Raw genomic sequence first — 16,539 nt, forward strand, 5'->3', positions numbered from 1 at the left:
GCCCCACGCCATCTTGGTCGCGTTCTATGCGCATTCGCGCAAGGGAGGCTCCATGCTATTCGGACAATCGCTGTTCCAGTCAGTGCTCGATCGGCTGAAGGAGGAGGATGGCGAGTCTGTGGAAGAGGCCGCTCCCGTCTCACACCGCATGCCGGGCTTCACGACGGGCCTCGCCTTCGACGTGATGGAGGGCGTATCCGCACCCTCGGCGCAGCCCGGCCAGGCCTACTTCGACAATCTCGAATTCGAAACGCCGCGAGAGACGACCAACGACGCCCCTCCGGCTGAGCCCTCACCCGCGCCGGTGGCCGAGCCACTCCCCGAGATCGAGCCCGAGCCCGAGCCGGTCATGCCGGAGCACCTCGCCCGCACGGCGCTGCCTGAAATCGCCGCCGAACTGGCGATCTCGGCGAACGACACAGTCCAGAGCCTCAGCGACAAGCGACGCGGCTTCGCCAAGGCCAATCATCCCGACCGCGTCCACCCGCTGTTTCGCGACAACGCCACCAAGCGCATGACGATCGCCAATCAGCTGATTGACGAAGCGATCCGCCGCAAGACGAGAAGCGCCAGGCGCTGATTACGCGTCGTTCTTGGGAGCGTCCTGCGTTTCAGCAGGCTCAGCCGTCTTGTCCTCGACAGCCACTTTTTCCACGGTAGGGTCTGCCGGCTTGTAGGACCAGAGGAGCACGTAGGCGGCATAGGCCCCGGCGCCGGCCGCCAGCACCGCCCAGAAGGGATCGCCCCATAAGGCCTCGATCCCGGTCCAGCCGAAGCAGACCGCGACGATGAGAACGCGCACCCACAGCGCGCGGTAGGCCGGATGGTTTGGATCGATCAGCTGCATCTCATTCCCACATATGAACTGTTACGTGTCTTTAAGATGGTTTCTTGAAATGTGAAAGGCCCACGGCCTTGACGACGCGCGGATAAAATGGAATGAAAATTCCACAAGGAGATAAATTCGGCCCATCCATTCCGCGAGAAGGCAAGCCGAATTCAAGGGAGGAAGTCATGACAGTCAGATTTGGTCTTCTCGGCGCCGGTCGTATCGGCAAGGTTCACGCCAAGGCGGTCAGCGCCGACGCGAACGCCACGCTCGTGGCCGTCGCGGACGCCTTTCCGGAGGCCGCCAACGCTATTGCATCCGCTTACGGCTGCGAAGTCCGCACCATCGAGGCGATCGAAGCCGCGAGCGATATCGACGCCGTCGTCATCTGCACGCCGACCGACACCCACGCCGACCTGATCGAGCGCTTCGCCCGATCAGGCAAGGCGATCTTCTGCGAGAAGCCGGTCGATCTCTCCGTCGAGCGCGTCAAGGCCTGCATCAAGGTCGTGGAAGAGACCAAGGGCAAGCTGATGGTCGGCTTCAACCGCCGCTTCGACCCGCACTTCATGGCCGTGCGCAGCGCGATCGACGACGGCCGTATCGGCGACGTCGAGATGGTGACGATCACCTCGCGCGATCCGGGCGCCCCGCCGGTCGACTATATCAAGCGTTCCGGCGGCATCTTCCGCGACATGACGATCCACGATTTCGACATGGCCCGCTTCCTGCTCGGCGAAGAGCCGGTCGCCGTCACAGCAACGGCCGCCGTGCTTGTCGACAAGGCGATCGGTGAGGCCGGCGACTACGACAGCGTCTCGGTCATCCTGCAGACCAAGTCGGGCAAGCAGGCGATCATCTCAAACTCGCGCCGCGCCACCTACGGCTACGACCAGCGCATCGAGGTGCACGGCTCCAAGGGCATGGTCTCGGCCGAAAACCAGCGCGCCGTCTCGATCGAAGTCGCCAATGGCGAAGGCTATACCCGCCCGCCGCTGCACGACTTCTTCATGACCCGCTACACCGAAGCCTATGCCAACGAGATCGCGAGCTTCATCGCCGCCATCGAAAAGGGCGCCAAGATCTCCCCCTCGGGCGCCGATGGCCTCGCCGCTCTGGTGCTCGCAGACGCTGCCGTCCAGTCCGTCAAGGAAGGCAAGCTGATCAAGATCGGCTGACGGTTTTCTCCCGACCGAAAGCCACATAGGAGATGGCCGGGGCCCGACCCGGCCATTTCTCGTTTTTGCCGCTGGCGCCGCATCTACGCTCTAACGCCGCATGTAACAATCGAGTGGTCCGATCACAAAACGCCCCCTGGCGCGGCCCTCGCAAGTGCATTGCCTGCCTTTGTATATTAGCAAATTTTCCGCACGTCCGACGTTTGTTACAGCGCCTATAGTCTCTGATTAGCCATTGGTTTCCTTCAATTCTCGGGCCATTCATGTCACCTCCGACGAACTGGGTGACCAATAGATGGCGGAAATTTCGGGCTCTTCCGGGCGAATTGGCAGCCTCGATGGCTTGCGTGGCATTGCCGCTTTATGGGTGCTGATCGGGCACGCGATGCTGCTCACCGGATGGCATCTGCCGCTGATCGGCGACCCCGATCTCGGCGTCGATCTCTTCATCATGCTCTCAGGCTTCCTGATGGTGTTTCACTATCAGCTGCGCCAGGAAAAGGAGCCGTGGTCGGAGATCTCGACATGGTCGAATTTCTGGACCCGCCGCTTCTTCCGCATCGCCCCGCTCTATTACGTGATGCTGGCCATCGCCATCGCGCTTGGCCCGGTCATCTTCAACAGCCGCATGGTGATCGACCACTTCCTTGGCGTGATTCCGCAGCTGCCCGAACGCTATCTCGACGGGAGCCTCGAGAACGTGCTGCTGCATGTGAGCTTCCTCTTCGGCCTGTCGCCGGCACACGCGTTCCGCACGCCGCTGCCGGATTGGAGCATCAGCCTCGAGATGCAGTTCTACGCCGCCCTGCCCTTCCTGATGCTCTTAATCCATCGGCTCGGATGGCTGCGCGGGAGCATCGGCGTGGTTGTCGCCGGCGTCGCGATCTCCATGGCGCTGCGCCTTGTCGGCATCAATTTCCCGATGCCCGCCTTCCTGCCCTTGAAGATGCACGTCTTCGCATCAGGGATGCTGCTCGCCGGCGCGCTCAATGCCCGAAGCGGAAGAGCCTTCGTCCACTTCCTCCTGGCGCTGGCCTTCGTGGCGATCCCGATCGGCGGCGGCATGACCGTCATGCGCGAAGTCGTGCGCCTCATGCTTGTCGTGGCCTTCTTCGCGCTGATCTTCCACACGCATCTGCCGCGCCCGCTGGCAAACCCGCTGAACAGGATTTCCGATTTCATGGGCAACAGGTTCTGCCACGAACTCGGCGAACTCTCCTTCGGCGCCTATCTGATCCACCTCTTGGTCATGCAGCCCGTCATCGCCTATCTGATCAAGGCGCATGGCCACGATATCAGCAACTTCCAGCGATTTCTGCTGTCGATCGCGATCACCATCCCGATCGTCTATGCGCTCTCGGCCGTCGGGCACAGGTTCATCGAGATGCAGGGACAGAAGATCGGCAGGACGCTCACGCGGCGCCGGGCGTCGACGGCTTAGCCGAACCCACCCTGGACGATATCGCCGTCGATGACCGACAGCGCCCGGTTGAGATGCCCCTCGAACACCAGGAGCGGCTCGTCGAAGACGACCCGCAACTCGGGCATGCCCTGCATCCTGACCATGTGCGACTGGGCAAGCCCCTCCTCGATGCCGGGCCTCAGCAGATCGTAATAGCGCGTACCGGGCCCGGTGATCGCGACCGGCATCCGTTCGGTGAGACTGAGCAGCCGCGACAGCCCGTTTCCGAGCGCCAGGCCCGCCTGCCGGAATGCGAAGGCCGACATCCGGTGGCCCTGGCGCGCCCGCGCCGCGATCTTGTCCAGCTCGCCGACGGGCACGAACTTCGCCGGGATCGTATCGTCAGGGACTTCGAAGGCCATGCGCAGGATCGCGTAGAACCCGGCATAGGCCTCGATGCACCCCCTGCTCCCGCAACGACAAAGCCCGCCATTGGCCACATGCAGCATATGCCCGAAATTGGGCGCCGAAATCTCCCGTTCGGCCGGCCCCGCATTGCGGACGATCCCGAGCCCGATACTGTGCCCCAGCGACAGCGCCGCCAGCGACCGCAGCCCGTCAGGATTGCCCGCATCCTCGCGCGCGCCAAGCGCCGCGGCAACCAGCAGCGTCTCGTTGTCGAGAATGATCTTCGCCTGCCATGCGGGCCTCAGCGCCGCCTCGAAATCGATCCGGTCGCTGCCGAAGATCGGTGACCACAACAGCACCGCATCATCCGAGCTCACCAGCCCCTTGCTGCTGATCGAGATCAGCTTGATCTTGTCGCGCGACAGCCGCGAGCGCTCGAGCAGCCGCTCCAGCCCCTCACCAACAGCATCCGCGAATCGAGCCGCGCCATCGGGATCATGCGAGCGGTCCTCGCCAAACCGGTCGATCAGCGTGCCGGCATAATCCACCAGCGAATATTGCACGCCATCCGACGAAATGATGACGACGATCAGATAGCCGCTGTCGCGTCGCGGCCGAAACTGCACGCGCGGCCGCCCCCGACCGCTCGCCGCCTGCTGCTCGGACTTCTCGATCACCTCGCCCTTCTCGAGATCGGCGGTGATCGCCGAAATGGTGGCGGAGGAAAGTCCGGTGAAATCAGCTATTTCGGTATGGGACAGCGCGCCGTGACGCCTCAGCGCTGCAAGCACCAGTACGCTGTTGCGCTGGCGCACCAGTTCCGTGCTCGATCTGGTCAGCATGAAGGCCGCCCTATTCCCGCGTGCATTCCACCCCTCGTTCACACCGTATCTCCAACAACCTCCACGTGAGAGATCATTCACAGGTAGTGCGGTGTTGACAGTTGAAAAAATCTCTGACACTTAATTTCTCGACTGTCGAGAAAATAATGAAAACCTTTCCCGACAGCACATCGCGGCGGCCGGAGGAACCACTGGCTGGGGCTGGCCGCATTCTATTCGGGAGGATATTATGAAGCATGTTTTGAAGCTGATGGCAGGTGCTGCCATCCTCGTATCGGTGCATACCGCCGCAATGGCAGCAGACCTCGTGGTCGGCGTGTCGTGGTCCAACTTCCAGGAAGAGCGTTGGAAGACCGACGAAGCCGCCATCAAGAAGGCACTCGAAGCCAAGGGCGCCAAGTACATCTCCGCAGACGCCCAGTCGTCCGCAGCAAAGCAGCTGACCGACGTTGAATCGCTGATCTCGCAGGGTGCCAACGCCCTCATCGTTCTCGCTCAAGACTCGGACGCAATCGGCCCGGCCATCGAAAAGGCCGCCGCTGAAGGCATTCCGGTCGTCGGCTACGACCGCCTGATCGAAAACCCGGCTGCCTTCTACATCACCTTCGACAACAAGGAAGTCGGCCGCCTGCAGGCTGAAGGCGTGTTCAAGGTCAAGCCGGAAGGCAACTACGTCTTCATCAAGGGCTCGTCTTCCGACCCGAACGCGGACTTCCTGTTCGCCGGCCAGATGGAAGTGCTGAAGGCTGCCGTTGACGCGGGCAAGATCAAGAACGTCGGCGAAGCCTACACCGACGGCTGGCTGCCGCAGAATGCCCAGCGCAACATGGAACAGTTCCTGACCGCCAACAACAACAAGGTCGACGCCGTTGTTGCTTCCAACGACGGCACGGCCGGCGGCGCGGTTGCTGCTCTCGACGCACAGGGCATGGCAGGCACCGTTCCGGTGTCCGGTCAGGATGCCGACAAGGCTGCGCTCAACCGCATCGCGCTCGGCACCCAGACGGTTTCCGTCTGGAAGGACAGCCGCGAACTCGGCAAGCGCGCTGCTGAAATCGCGCTCGACCTCGCCGGCGGCAAGACCATGGACAAGATCGACGGCGTAACCGCCTTCGAAGGCGGTCCGAAGAAGGTGAAGATGCAGTCCATCTTCCTGAAGCCGCAGGCAATCACCAAGGACAACCTGAACGTGGTCATTGATGCAGGCTGGATTACCAAGGCTGAAGCTTGCCAGGGCGTAAAGGCCGGCAGCGTCAAGGCTTGCGACTAATCCTCGCTGGCTGAACCCACACACCGGCGCCGTGGCGATCTCGCCGCGGCGCCGGATGCGGATGGAGCCTAACTGAAGCGCTCCCCGCCTCGCAACGCACCGCGAACGCTTTGATTCCCTGCCGCAACGATGCCGCGCCCCACGCGGCCGCTTCGGAAGTCTCTCGGTGGTCGATTTGAAGAACAGGGCACCTCGGCAAGGGCTTTCGGGCGCCCGCGCCAGAGCCCAAACAATGGGGGAAACGGCAAACCCATGGCAAACATCACGCAATCCTCATCGAGCCATCCGCGCTCGGCGGAGGGTAACCCTTTCACGCGCTTCCTGCGCGCAACCGAGATCGACACGCGCCTGCTCGGCATGGTCGCAGCACTTCTGGTCATCTGGATCGGCTTTCATCTCTATACCGGCGGGCTGTTTCTGACGCCGCGCAACCTCTGGAACCTCTCGGTCCAGACCACCGAGATCGCGGTTCTCGCGACCGGCATGGTGCTCGTCATCGTCACCCGCAACATCGACCTGTCGATCGGCTCGATGCTCGGCCTCGTCGCCATGATCATGGGCGTCGTCCAGGCGAAGTTCCTGCCGCAATATCTCGGCTTCGACAATTCCTGGACCTGGCTGATCACGCTCATCTGCGGCCTGATCGCCGGCACGCTGATCGGCCTCTTCCAGGGCGTCATCATCGCCTTCCTCGGCGTCCCCTCCTTCATCGTCACGCTCGGCGGCTTCCTCGCCTGGCGCGGCCTTGCCTGGTACGTCACATCGGGCCAGACGGTCGCCCCCCTCGACACCACCTTCCGCATCATGGGCGGCGGTGCCGAAGGCTCCGTCGGCGCCACGTGGAGCTGGATCATCGGGCTGATCGCCTGCGTGCTGATCATCGTCGGCATCATCAGCTCGCGCCACCAGCGCAAGCGCTTCAACTTCCCGCGTCGGCCGCTCTGGGCCGAATATTTCCTGGTTGTTCTCGGCTGCGCCCTGGTGCTCGGCGCCATCTGGGTCTCGACCATCTATTACTGGCCGGTGGCGATCGCCAAGAAATACGCCGAAGCCAACGCCATCGCCTGGCCGGAAACGGGGCTCTTCATCTCCTACGGCATCGCCGTGCCGGTGCTGATCGCCGTTCTCGTCGGCATCGTCATGACCTTCATCGCCACCCGCCTGCGCTTCGGCCGCTATGTCTTCGCGATCGGCGGCAACCCTGAAGCAGCCGAACTCGCCGGCATCAAGACCCGCTGGGTCACGGTGCGCATCTTCGCGCTGATGGGCTTCCTGGCAGCCGTCGCCGCGGCGATCTCCACCGCCCGCCTCAACGCCGCCGCCAACTCGCAAGGCACGACCTACGAGCTCTACACCATCGCGGCGGCCGTCATCGGCGGCACGTCGCTTGCCGGCGGCACCGGCACGATCGCCGGCGCCATGCTCGGCGCGCTCGTCATGCAGTCGCTGCAGTCGGGCATGGGTCTCGCAAACGTCGATACCCCCATACAGAACGTCGTCGTGGGCGCGGTTCTCGTCGTTGCCGTCTGGCTCGACACCGTCTATCGCTCGCGGTCGAAGTAAGAGGAGCCTGGATATGACTGATCAACGCACTTCCCCAAGCCCGAACACTCCTCTCGTGGAACTGAAGAACATCTCGATCTCGTTTGGCGGCATCCACGCCGTGGACAATGCCTCGGTCGATCTCTACCCCGGCGAGGTCGTCGCCCTTCTCGGCCATAACGGCGCCGGCAAGTCGACGCTCATCAAGATCCTCTCGGGCGCCTACAAGCGCGACAGCGGCGAGATCATGATCGACGGCGAACCCGCCGATATCAAGAACCCGCGCGACGCCAAGAAATACGGCATCGAGACGATCTACCAGACACTCGCCGTCGCCGACAACGTCGACGCCGCCGCCAACCTCTATCTGGGCCGCGAGATCCGCACCAAGTGGGGCACGCTCGACGACGTCGCCATGGAAGCCTCGACGCGCGAGGTGATGGGCCGCCTCAACCCCAACTTCCGCCGCTTCAAGGAGCCGGTGAAGGCGCTCTCGGGCGGCCAGAGGCAATCGGTTGCTATCGCCCGCGCCATCCTCTTCAACGCCCGCATCCTGATCATGGACGAGCCGACGGCAGCGCTTGGGCCGCAGGAGACCGCGCAGGTGGGCGAGCTGATCAAGCAGTTGAAGAAGGAAGGCATCGGCATCTTCCTGATCAGCCATGACATCCACGACGTCTTCGACCTCGCCGACCGCGTCTCCGTCATGAAGAACGGCCAGGTGGTGGGCCACGCCCGCACCGAGGACGTGACCAAGGACGAAGTGCTCGGCATGATCATCCTCGGCAAGGTCCCGCCAAAGGCCATCCCCGGCCCCGGCGCCATGCAGGTGTGATCGCCAGAGAAATAGAAGCAGAAAGCCCGTCGAACGAAAGTCCGGCGGGCTTTTACTTTCAGGGCGACGCAATACCGGCCAAGACCGCCAACCGCTCAAGCCTTGCCGGCTCTTCGCGAGACATAGCGGGATTGCCGGCAAGAAGGGCATGGGCACGCCTGGCAAACGCCCTGCTCGCCTCGGCATTGCCGCTCGCGGCATGGCACTCGGCAAGCTCCTCGCAGACGAAGGGCGCCTGATCGTTGGCGGCATCGGCAAGCGCGACCACCTGCTCGCCAAGCGCGATTGCCTCTGCGTAGCGGCGCAAGGCACGAAGGGTGCGGATCACCGCGTACCGCGCAACCTTCAGCGTCTGGGCCGTGCCCGCCGCCTCACGCACGGCCTCGTCACGACGAAAGCATGCAAGCGCGTCATCGAAACGCTCGGCCTCGAAATATGTCCAGCCGAGATTGTGGTGCAGCATGCCGGCCCAATGCGCACTCGCGTCGCCGGCGGCAACGCGCGCAAGCCCCACCTGCGTCCAATGCTCGGCTCCCGCCAGATCGGATGCGATCGCCATCATGTGGGCCGCGTCGACGCCAAGGTTATGATCGCCGGCGCCCTCCGCCAATTCCCAAGCATTGAAAAAGTAAGGAAGCGCATCCTGCCGCGATCCCGCGGAGTTGTGCAGCCGCCCCCGCTCGATCGCAATCGACGCGTGCCCAGCAGGATCGGCGCCCACCAGCGCCTGTGCCTGGTCCAGAATCTCGTGTCCCTGCAGAAAATTGCCGGAAAGCCCCGCCATGCGCGCCCGGCGCGCCAAATCCCTCACCTCACTCATCAAATCCCCCAAAGAAACATGAATGAATAGAGAAGCTTTAAGCCAGCACCGAAAAAAAGAAACCGCCGCATCGCGACACGCCGAAGAAATTCGACAGAGAGAGATTGAAGGACGCGCCGAGCTAGGCTAAGAACCTCGCATCGGACAGGCGATTCAAACCGCCTCAGGCATGCACCCGTAGCTCAGCTGGATAGAGTGTTGGATTCCGATTCCAAAGGTCACAGGTTCGAATCCTGTCGGGTGCGCCACCTCCCTCGAAGTCGATTCCCGATCACATCCCCGCACAAGGACATGCCGACGTGAGCAATGACAACTCCGATCTGGAGAAGCTGGCGCGGCGGTTCTATCGGGATCACAAGAAGGTGCTGGATCTCGTCTCCGAGCACAGTCCCGGCTGGGGTTTTGTCGAAGCCGTGCGCCGGGTGTTCGGCGCTGGGCCGCGGCCTGGAAAGGCTGTGCGGATCGGCAACCGCAACTTCATTTTTTTGTCGCAGGCCGACACTCTAGTGAGTTTTTTGCCGGCCCGCTGGCGCGATGCTTTGGACGGCGCCAAGGGTCGGTTTCCCGGTTGCGAGAAGTGGTGGGCGGGCTATCCATTCATCACCTGGGTCGAGGTGCGCGCCAACAATGACGGGAGGACGCGAGCAGCGCCGCCAGCACGGCAGCACGGCAGCCGTGACGATGCGGTTCTTCATCTCTTTCTCCGGTTTTCGGCTACGACGGGTTCAGCTCACTTCGCCTCGACGAAGTCCTCAAGCTTCCACGACTTGTCGAACCAGGGCTCAAGCGGTCCGTAGAGCCGGAAGATCGTGAACCACGACTTGCCGGGTATCGTCTGAACCCAGTTCGTGGTGTCGGCGGGCTTTTCGGGGGAGAAGACTATGTCGGTCGAGCCGTCGGCGTTCTTCTTCAGGTCCTTCTCACTCGAGAGGCTTGGAAACTGCTGATCCGTTTGCAGCATGGAGCGGGTCTGGGTGTCGTAGATGACAATCGACCAGAAATCCTTGGCCGGCACCTTCGCAGGCACATGCAGCCGGTAGGTTTTCGCGCCGTCAAATGGCTTGCCTTCGGCATCCAGATTGACTGACGCGTATTGCGAACCGATCCCGGGCATAGCCACCGTCATGGCGGGCGTATTGACCGTCGCGGCATAGAAGAACATCGTCCGCGCATCGAAATTGCGGGCGCCGCCCGGCGTCAGCCATTGATAGCTCCCGCCGATGAAGGGCGTGTTCCAGTGCCTGTCAGAATAGATCGACGCGTCCTCAGCGCGACCGCGGAAGTCGATCGCGCGCGCCGTCGCATTGCCGACGGCCACGGCGTCGGTGAGGATCGCCTTCATGCGCTCGTCCGGCGCAAATGGCTTGCCCTTGACCATGCCGATGGCGTTGAAGAGCCCCATCATGTCAGGCCCGTAGGAATCCTCCGGCTCCTCCTGGACGATCTGGTTCAGCTCCTCGTAAAACCGGAAGTCATTGGCATGCACGGTATTCACCTCGTGGCCGGAAAGATCCACGAACTTTGCCGCATGCGTCTTGCCCGCTTCGGAGAGTGGATAGATGCGCATCTTCTGCTTGATCGCATCGGCTGCTACCTTGGCAGAGCCGTTGACCGTAAAGCCGCGTCCGAGAACGAGGTTTCCAAAGGTCTGAGACCGGTAGACGAAATACCCTTTGGGCACCTTGCCCTGATAGCCCGGCGGCAGGATCAGATATTTGCCACCCTTGCCCTTGTCGGGACCGGCATTGCCGAGGTCGGTCACATAACGAAACCAGAAATCGTTGACGACACCGAGAACCTTGGGTGGGCTCTCGATGACGACAGGCCCATCCTTGAGGTCAATCCATGACGCGTAATAGATGCTCTCGGTGTTGGCGGTGAGGAAGAGCGATTTGGAATCCATTAGATCCTGAAAGATGCCGATCGTTCCGTCCACGGTGCCAACCGCTCTGTTGGCGGCACGAAGCGCCACCATCGAGGCGCCGGGAATACCGTTCAGAAACGTTTCGACGCCGCGGCTGAAATCGATCTGGTCGAAGACCTTGCGCGCCGTGTCTTCCGTCGGCACGCCGTCGAAATACTCCAGCTTGCCGATACGAGTATCGACGCTGTCGGGCGTGGTGATCTCGGCCGGGATGGGCGTCGTCATCTTGTAGTCGGTGGCAAATGCCGGGATGGCGCTGATGAGAAAGGCCGCGCCGGTGGCCTTGAGTTTGAAACGAATGACATTGCGCTTGAACGCCATGTGGAAGCTCCCCTCGATATCACAAGGGAACCCACCACATCGCGACGGGAAGATTAAGTACGCAACGGTAAATGCCCTCGGCGTTACCGTTAACCGGGACGGATTGGCACCTGTTCAGTTTCGCGCGAGCAGCCCTTTTCGCCATGCCTTCGCTCGACTTGCGTTTGCACGCCTTAAGCCCGTTTACATGCCCGTTACACCGCCATTTACCGTTACGTACTTCCACCCGCGCGCATAAAGCGAAAGGCTCCCATCGCGTCGGCTGACGACGATTAAGATCCGGCGGCACCGGCCGCCTGGCAAAAGGGAGACCGCAATGTTGAACGATCCATCCGTGAGGAGCGCGTCATGACGAACTCCCTTCCAAAGAAGCTGTTTTCGGCAACGGTCGCGGTCGCGATGGCGCTGACGTCGACCACGTTCCTGTCTCCGGCGAGAGCCCAGCAGGCCGCGCCGGCTGCACCCGCTCCCGCCACAGATTCCGCAGCGACGCAGGACACGTCCAAGCCCAACATCCTCGTCATCTTCGGCGACGACATCGGCCAGACCAATATCAGCGCCTATTCCTTCGGCCTGGTGGGTTACAAGACGCCGAACATCGACCGCATCGCCAAGGAAGGCATGATGTTCACGGACTATTACGCCGAGAACAGCTGCACGGCGGGCCGCTCGACCTTCATCACAGGACAGGTCTGCCTGCGCACCGGCCTTTGCAAGGTCGGCATCCCCGGCGCGACCGTCGGTCTGCAGCCGCGCGACATCACAATCGCCCAGGCGCTCAAGCCGCTCGGCTACGCCACCGGCCAGTTCGGCAAGAACCATCTCGGCGACCGCGACGAGTTTCTGCCGACGAAACACGGCTTCGACGAATTCTACGGCAACCTCTATCACCTGAACGCCGAGGAAGAGCCTGAGCGACCCTACTATCCGAAGGGTGACGAGGAGTTCGTGCGGTCCAATGCGCCGCGCGGCGTCCTGAAGGCGTCGGCGGATGGCAAGATCGAGGACACCGGTGCGCTCACCACCAAGCGCATGGAAACCATCGACGACGAGACGACGTCTGCGGCCATCGATTTCATGGACCGGCAGGTCAAGGCCGGCAAGCCCTTCTTCACCTGGATGAACACGACCCGCATGCATGTCTTCACCCATGTCAGGGACTCGATGAAGGGCCAGAGCGGCATGCCGGGCAACGAGTATGCCGATGGCATGGTCGAGCATGACGGCGACGTGGGCAAGTTGCTGCAAGCGCTTGACGACCTGAAAGTCGCCGACAACACGATCGTCGTCTACACCACCGATAACGGCCCCAACCAGTTCTCCTGGCCGGATGCGGCAACCACAGCCTTCCGCAGCGAAAAGGATACGAACTGGGAAGGCGCCTTCCGTGTTCCCGCGATGATCCGCTGGCCGGGCAAGATCAAGGCCGGCGAAGTGTCGAACGAGATGATGTCGGGCCTCGACTGGTTCCCGACCCTGGTCGCGGCTGCCGGCGACGGCGACATCAAGGAGAAGCTTGCGAAAGGCACCTCGATCAGCGGCAACCAGTTCAAGGTTCACCTCGACGGCTTCAACCAGCTTCCCTACCTCAAGGGAGAGCAACCGAAGTCCGCGCGTGACGAGTTCTTCTACTTCAACGACGACGGTGAACTCGTTGCCTATCGCTACGACAACTGGAAGATCGTCTTCTGCGAACAGCGGCAGCCGGGCGGCTTCGTGGTATGGGCCAATCCGTTTACCTGCCTGCGCGTGCCGAAGGTGTTCAACCTCAGGATGGACCCCTACGAGCGCGCCGATGTCGTCTCGGATCAATATTACGACTGGATGATGAAGAACGCCTATCTCGTGCAGTACGGCGTCTACAAGGTCGCTCCCTTCCTCCAGACCTTCCGCGAATACCCCCCGAGCCAACGGCCGGCAAGCTTCAGCGTCGACCAGATGATTTCGGCGCTGATGAACTCGATCGACCAGGGTCCGGGCGCGAAATAGCGGGAAGCCGAAATTGCCGGGCGCGGTACGATCGCGCCCGGTACATCTGACCTATAGTACGCGTTTACGGACCCGCGCCGTAAACGCGGCCGGCATTTACCGTTGCGTACTTACCTCGCGCGCGCCCCTGCGTGATGCTGGCCGCTCACAACTGGGAGAGAGCGATGGCGCTTGCGTTCGAGAACGTCGAAACTTCGGAAGCAGCCCCGGAAGGAATGCGCTGGATCGAGGGCGGCACCTTCACGATGGGCTCGGACCAGCACTATCCCGAGGAAGCGCCTGCGCATCCGGTGACCGTGGATGGCTTCTGGATCGATGAAACGCCCGTCACCAACCGCAAGTTCATGGAGTTCGTCAAGGCGACCGGCCATGTGACCATGGCGGAGAAGGCGCCGGATGCGCGCGACTATCCGGGCGCTCTGCCCCACATGCTGCGGGCCGGCTCCCTGCTCTTCACGCAGCCGAAGACGGTCAATGGTACCGACATCTCGCAATGGTGGACATTCAAGTTCGGCGCCAACTGGCGGCGCCCGCTCGGCGGCATCAGCGACCTGCGCGGCAGGCTCGACCACCCGGTCGTCCACGTGGCATGGTCGGATGCGAAGGCCTATGCCGATTGGGCGGGCCTCGAGCTCGCCACCGAGGCCGAATGGGAGTTCGCCGCGCGCGGCGGATCGGAGAGCGAATATGCCTGGGGCGACGAGCTCTCCCCCGATGGCAAGGCGATGGCGAATACCTGGCAGGGCGTCTTCCCGACACAAACGACCAAGCCGAAGGGCGAGGAGCGGACATCGGCGGTCGGCTCCTTCCCGCCCAACGGATACGGCTTGTACGACATGATCGGCAATGTCTGGGAGTGGACATCGGACTACTGGACTACACGCCATCCGGAGCCCGCCAGGCATTCCTGCTGCATCCCTAGCAACCCGCGCGGGGGTGAAGCGGAGGCAAGCTACGATCCGCGCCTGCCCGATATCCGCATTCCGCGTCGCGTGCTGAAGGGCGGCTCGCATCTCTGCGCACCCAATTACTGCCGCCGCTACCGCCCCGCCGCCCGCCATGCCGAGCCCGAGGACACATCGACGAGCCACGTCGGCTTCCGCTGCATCAAGCGAGTTGCGCGCAAGGGAGACGCACGATGACCGCGATGGAAACCTTGCTGACCGCAGCCCGCACCTGCCTGCTCGCCGTCACCCTTATTAGCGCACCTGCGATGGCGCTTGCGCAGGAACCGCTGGCTTCGTGGAACGACACCCCTGCCCGGCAACGGATCATCGACTTCGTGAAGGCCACCACGACCGAGGGCGGCGACGGCTTCGTCGCTCCGGATGATCGCATCGCCGTCTTCGACAATGACGGCACGCTGTGGACCGAGCAGCCCTTCTATATCCAGCTCGGCTTCATGCTAGATCGTGTGAAGACGCTGGCGCCCGAACATCCCGAATGGAAGACCAAGGAGCCCTTCGCCAGCATCCTGAATGGCGACGTCAAGGGCATTGCCCGAGGCGGCGAGATGGGGATGGTCGAGCTTAGCATGGCAACGCATGCGGGCATGACGACGGACGAGTTCGAAAAGATCGTGACCGATTGGTTCGCGACCGCGAAACACCCGAAATCCGGCCGCCCCTATACCGAGATGACCTTTCTGCCGATGCGCGAGCTGCTGGATTATCTGCGCGCCAACGGCTTTACCACCTATATCGTCTCCGGCGGCGGCGTCGAATTCATGCGGCCGGTGACGGAAAAGCTCTATGGCATCCCGCCGCAACAGGTCGTGGGCAGCACCATCACTACGCAATATGCCGTTGTCGATGACGTGCCGGTGCTCCGGCGCCTGCCGAAGATCGACTTCATCGACGATGGCCCCGGCAAACCTTCGGGCATCAACAAATTCATTGGCCGCAAGCCGATCTTCGCGGCGGGCAATTCCGATGGCGATTATGAGATGCTGCGTTGGGTGACGGCCAACAAACCCGGCTTCGCCCTTATCGTTCACCATACAGATGGTGATCGCGAATACGCCTACGACCGCCAATCCGCCTTCGGCAAGCTCGACAAGGCATTGGATGAGGCGGAGCGCCGCAACTGGCTCGTCATCGACATGAAGAACGACTGGAAAAAGGTCTTCGCCTTCGACCAGTGAGCCACACGGCGTCGCGCGGTCTACTGCACCGCGACCGGCTTGGTGATCGACAGCGGCATCGAGATCGTCAGAAACACGGCGTCTCCCTCCGCGCGGTTCTCGGCGGCGAACTCGTGGAAATATTTGATCCGGGCCGAAATCGGCAGCTCGCCGGCCTTGAAATTCCAGCCGATCGTCGCGCCGATCGCGGCCACCCGTCCCTTGAATGGACCGATCGCGCCCTCGCCGCCATCCCCCGTCAGCTGGTCGTAATAGTAGCCCACCAGACCGGCGTCGAACTGCTCGTTGAAGTGCTGGACGGCGGCCCATTCGAAATGGAACTCGGTGCCGGTCCGATAGTTGGTATCAGGGTTCTCGCCGTTGAAGGTCACGCCGATCGCCGCCGAGAGATCGAGGCCGATTTCCGGATCGAGCCATGTTCCTGCAGCCGTGACGTCGGCACCCCAGCGGTGGAAGGCGATGTTCGAAATCTCGCCATCCTGGTAGTCGCCGATCGGGACATTGACGAGAACGCCTGTGGACCAGTGGAAATTGCCCGCATCCCAGCCAAGCGTGCCGCTCACGAGCGGATCGCCGATAGTGAAGACCGTGTCCTTGGTGGCGCCGGAGAGAACGCCGCCGCCCGAGCCTGACAGCGTCAGGTCGGCGATGGTCTCCTCCCAGCCGACGGGGATGGTTGCGCCAAGCCCGAGCCGCCCGCCCATGACCTCTTCGGGGAGAACCCAGAGCACGGTCGGCGCGGCCAGAACCGCCTTTCCCTCGACGCCGACGGCGACACGGCCGCCGGTCGGGAGCTGCTTGCCGCCGCCGAGATCGCCGTTATAGATCCAGATATCGTTTTGCAGAAAGACGCCGGGCGGTGGAAGAATACCGGCGGCGGGGCCCTTGCCGCCGAGGAGATAGAAGCCGGCGCCGCGTTCGGCAGCGACAGCCATATGCGCATAGGCAAGCATCGATGCGCCGGCAAGAAGCGCTCCGGTCAGAAATCTCAGTCGCATGCTCTTCCCCTCATTCGTCCCAAGGCCTGCTTTTCACC

The 16,539-nt window shown here is 62.5% G+C and carries 15 protein-coding genes and 1 tRNA gene; 11 read left to right on the forward strand and 5 right to left on the reverse strand.

Annotated features, from left to right (window positions below):
- Positions 1-52 precede the first annotated feature (52 nt).
- Complete coding sequence (locus J5286_RS16255) at positions 53-580, forward strand: hypothetical protein (RefSeq protein ID WP_209191289.1); 528 nt, start codon at positions 53-55, stop codon at positions 578-580.
- Here the strand turns inward: J5286_RS16255 and J5286_RS16260 are convergent, their stop codons facing one another.
- Complete coding sequence (locus tag J5286_RS16260; protein WP_209191290.1) at positions 581-847, reverse strand: hypothetical protein; 267 nt, start codon at positions 845-847, stop codon at positions 581-583.
- Positions 848-1,014: 167 nt separating this feature from the next.
- Here J5286_RS16260 and iolG point away from each other — a divergent pair, with 167 nt between their 5' ends.
- Positions 1,015-2,007, forward strand: coding sequence for an inositol 2-dehydrogenase (gene iolG, locus J5286_RS16265; protein ID WP_209191291.1), 993 nt, complete (start codon positions 1,015-1,017; stop codon positions 2,005-2,007).
- Between the two features lie 295 nt (positions 2,008-2,302).
- Positions 2,303-3,448, forward strand: coding sequence for an acyltransferase family protein (locus tag J5286_RS16270; protein ID WP_209191292.1), 1,146 nt, complete (start codon positions 2,303-2,305; stop codon positions 3,446-3,448).
- Here the strand turns inward: J5286_RS16270 and J5286_RS16275 are convergent.
- Complete coding sequence (locus tag J5286_RS16275) at positions 3,445-4,659, reverse strand: ROK family transcriptional regulator (RefSeq protein ID WP_209191293.1); 1,215 nt, start codon at positions 4,657-4,659, stop codon at positions 3,445-3,447. The two genes, J5286_RS16270 and J5286_RS16275, sit on opposite strands and share 4 nt — an antisense overlap.
- 229 nt (positions 4,660-4,888) lie before the next feature.
- Here J5286_RS16275 and xylF point away from each other — a divergent pair, with 229 nt between their 5' ends.
- From xylF to J5286_RS16290, 3 genes are all read left to right on the forward strand, one after another.
- Complete coding sequence (gene xylF, locus J5286_RS16280) at positions 4,889-5,929, forward strand: D-xylose ABC transporter substrate-binding protein (protein WP_018897226.1); 1,041 nt, start codon at positions 4,889-4,891, stop codon at positions 5,927-5,929.
- 252 nt (positions 5,930-6,181) lie between these two features.
- Positions 6,182-7,492, forward strand: coding sequence for a sugar ABC transporter permease (locus J5286_RS16285; RefSeq protein WP_018897225.1), 1,311 nt, complete (start codon positions 6,182-6,184; stop codon positions 7,490-7,492).
- 13 nt (positions 7,493-7,505) lie between these two features.
- The gene (locus tag J5286_RS16290) at positions 7,506-8,306 is read left to right on the forward strand and encodes an ATP-binding cassette domain-containing protein (RefSeq protein ID WP_026282772.1); all 801 of its coding nucleotides are present in this window, start codon (positions 7,506-7,508) and stop codon (positions 8,304-8,306) included.
- 58 nt (positions 8,307-8,364) lie between these two features.
- Here J5286_RS16290 and J5286_RS16295 read toward each other — a convergent pair whose 3' ends face one another.
- Positions 8,365-9,126 carry a tetratricopeptide repeat protein gene (locus J5286_RS16295; protein WP_209191294.1) on the reverse strand — a complete coding sequence of 254 codons (762 nt, stop codon included), beginning with the start codon at positions 9,124-9,126 and terminating at the stop codon, positions 8,365-8,367.
- A gap of 171 nt (positions 9,127-9,297) precedes the next feature.
- Here J5286_RS16295 and J5286_RS16300 point away from each other — a divergent pair.
- Positions 9,298-9,374 (forward strand) — tRNA-Arg (locus J5286_RS16300).
- A 51-nt stretch (positions 9,375-9,425) separates the two neighbouring features.
- Positions 9,426-9,923, forward strand: a complete 498-nt coding sequence (locus tag J5286_RS16305; RefSeq protein WP_209191295.1) for a hypothetical protein — start codon at positions 9,426-9,428, stop codon at positions 9,921-9,923.
- Here J5286_RS16305 and J5286_RS16310 read toward each other — a convergent pair.
- Positions 9,857-11,371: a DUF1254 domain-containing protein gene (locus J5286_RS16310; RefSeq protein WP_209191296.1), complete on the reverse strand. Its 1,515-nt coding sequence runs from the start codon at positions 11,369-11,371 to the stop codon at positions 9,857-9,859. The genes J5286_RS16305 and J5286_RS16310 overlap by 67 nt on opposite strands.
- 348 nt (positions 11,372-11,719) lie before the next feature.
- On the opposite strand from J5286_RS16310, the gene J5286_RS16315 reads away from it, so the two are divergent.
- From J5286_RS16315 to J5286_RS16325, 3 genes are all read left to right on the forward strand, one after another.
- Entirely contained in the window at positions 11,720-13,360 is a 1,641-nt protein-coding gene (locus J5286_RS16315; RefSeq protein ID WP_209191297.1) for an arylsulfatase, read from the forward strand.
- A 164-nt stretch (positions 13,361-13,524) separates the two neighbouring features.
- Positions 13,525-14,502 carry a formylglycine-generating enzyme family protein gene (locus J5286_RS16320; RefSeq protein WP_209191298.1) on the forward strand — a complete coding sequence of 326 codons (978 nt, stop codon included), beginning with the start codon at positions 13,525-13,527 and terminating at the stop codon, positions 14,500-14,502.
- The gene (locus J5286_RS16325) at positions 14,499-15,503 is read left to right on the forward strand and encodes an HAD family hydrolase (RefSeq protein ID WP_209191299.1); all 1,005 of its coding nucleotides are present in this window, start codon (positions 14,499-14,501) and stop codon (positions 15,501-15,503) included. Before J5286_RS16320 ends, J5286_RS16325 begins: the two co-directional genes overlap by 4 nt.
- A gap of 20 nt (positions 15,504-15,523) precedes the next feature.
- Here J5286_RS16325 and J5286_RS16330 read toward each other — a convergent pair whose 3' ends face one another.
- Positions 15,524-16,501, reverse strand: a complete 978-nt coding sequence (locus J5286_RS16330) for a SphA family protein (RefSeq protein WP_209191300.1) — start codon at positions 16,499-16,501, stop codon at positions 15,524-15,526.
- Positions 16,502-16,539: the final 38 nt, after the last annotated feature.

Origin of the sequence: Rhizobium sp. 16-488-2b (assembly GCF_017741815.1) — a bacterium.
Taxonomy (GTDB): domain Bacteria; phylum Pseudomonadota; class Alphaproteobacteria; order Rhizobiales; family Rhizobiaceae; genus Rhizobium.

What these genes read in the sequence shown, in the direction of transcription:
- J5286_RS16270 (WP_209191292.1), top strand. Translation starts at nt 2,303, where the DNA reads ATGGCGGAAATTTCGGGCTCTTCCGGGCGAATTGGCAGCCTCGATGGC.
- iolG (WP_209191291.1), top strand. Translation starts at nt 1,015, where the DNA reads ATGACAGTCAGATTTGGTCTTCTCGGCGCCGGTCGTATCGGCAAGGTT.
- J5286_RS16295 (WP_209191294.1), bottom strand. Translation starts at nt 9,126, where the DNA reads ATGAGTGAGGTGAGGGATTTGGCGCGCCGGGCGCGCATGGCGGGGCTT.
- J5286_RS16310 (WP_209191296.1), bottom strand. Translation starts at nt 11,371, where the DNA reads ATGGCGTTCAAGCGCAATGTCATTCGTTTCAAACTCAAGGCCACCGGC.
- J5286_RS16255 (WP_209191289.1), top strand. Translation starts at nt 53, where the DNA reads ATGCTATTCGGACAATCGCTGTTCCAGTCAGTGCTCGATCGGCTGAAG.
- J5286_RS16330 (WP_209191300.1), bottom strand. Translation starts at nt 16,501, where the DNA reads ATGCGACTGAGATTTCTGACCGGAGCGCTTCTTGCCGGCGCATCGATG.
- J5286_RS16275 (WP_209191293.1), bottom strand. Translation starts at nt 4,659, where the DNA reads ATGCTGACCAGATCGAGCACGGAACTGGTGCGCCAGCGCAACAGCGTA.
- J5286_RS16260 (WP_209191290.1), bottom strand. Translation starts at nt 847, where the DNA reads ATGCAGCTGATCGATCCAAACCATCCGGCCTACCGCGCGCTGTGGGTG.
- J5286_RS16290 (WP_026282772.1), top strand. Translation starts at nt 7,506, where the DNA reads ATGACTGATCAACGCACTTCCCCAAGCCCGAACACTCCTCTCGTGGAA.
- J5286_RS16285 (WP_018897225.1), top strand. Translation starts at nt 6,182, where the DNA reads ATGGCAAACATCACGCAATCCTCATCGAGCCATCCGCGCTCGGCGGAG.
- J5286_RS16320 (WP_209191298.1), top strand. Translation starts at nt 13,525, where the DNA reads ATGGCGCTTGCGTTCGAGAACGTCGAAACTTCGGAAGCAGCCCCGGAA.
- J5286_RS16325 (WP_209191299.1), top strand. Translation starts at nt 14,499, where the DNA reads ATGACCGCGATGGAAACCTTGCTGACCGCAGCCCGCACCTGCCTGCTC.
- J5286_RS16315 (WP_209191297.1), top strand. Translation starts at nt 11,720, where the DNA reads ATGACGAACTCCCTTCCAAAGAAGCTGTTTTCGGCAACGGTCGCGGTC.
- xylF (WP_018897226.1), top strand. Translation starts at nt 4,889, where the DNA reads ATGAAGCATGTTTTGAAGCTGATGGCAGGTGCTGCCATCCTCGTATCG.